The sequence below is a fragment of the Pseudomonas frederiksbergensis genome (assembly GCF_003732275.1).
In the GTDB taxonomy this organism is placed as follows: domain Bacteria; phylum Pseudomonadota; class Gammaproteobacteria; order Pseudomonadales; family Pseudomonadaceae; genus Aquipseudomonas; species Aquipseudomonas frederiksbergensis_H.
On the sequence record NZ_MOBM01000037.1, the window covers coordinates 1 to 578 of the forward strand.

General features: G+C 55.9%; 1 protein-coding gene. It reads left to right on the forward strand.

The annotated features are described in order from the left end of the window. Positions 1-87: 87 nt before the first annotated feature. Positions 88-578, forward strand: a 491-nt coding sequence (locus tag BK662_RS19275) for a GTPase (protein ID WP_185047163.1), incomplete at its 3' end; no start/stop codon positions are given.

The window sequence follows — 578 nt, forward strand, 5'->3', positions numbered from 1 at the left end:
AGGAGTCGCTCAAGCGCCCTCTGGACGTCATCGAACAGCAGATAGCGCTGATGACCCTTATTAAAGAGCAGTTGGAGAACATGCCGTATGGAACAATTCAATCAGTTCAACGTTGAGAAGCAGGCAGCGCTCAAGGGGCTGGAGCAACTGCGTGCGGTGCTCGACGAGTTGGGGGAGATGGGCGCCGACGTCGGTAGCGAGTTGCACAAGATCGACTCGGCAGTACAAGCCATCGAGTCCGATGTGCTGCGCATCGCCTTGCTGGGTGCCTTCTCCGACGGCAAGACAAGCGTTATTGCCGCTTGGCTGGGCAAGATCATGGCCGATATGAACATCAACATGGACGAGTCCTCTGATCGCTTGGCAATTTATTCTCCAGAGGGGCTGCCGGAGAAGTGCGAAATCGTCGACACCCACGGCCTGTTCGGCGACAAGGAAAAAAGTGTCGACGGCGAGCAGGTCATGTATGAAGACCTGACCAAACGCTACATCTCCGAGGCGCACCTGATTCTGTATGTCGTGGACGCTACCAACCCACTCAAGGAAAGCCACAACGACATCGTCAAGTGGGTGCTGCG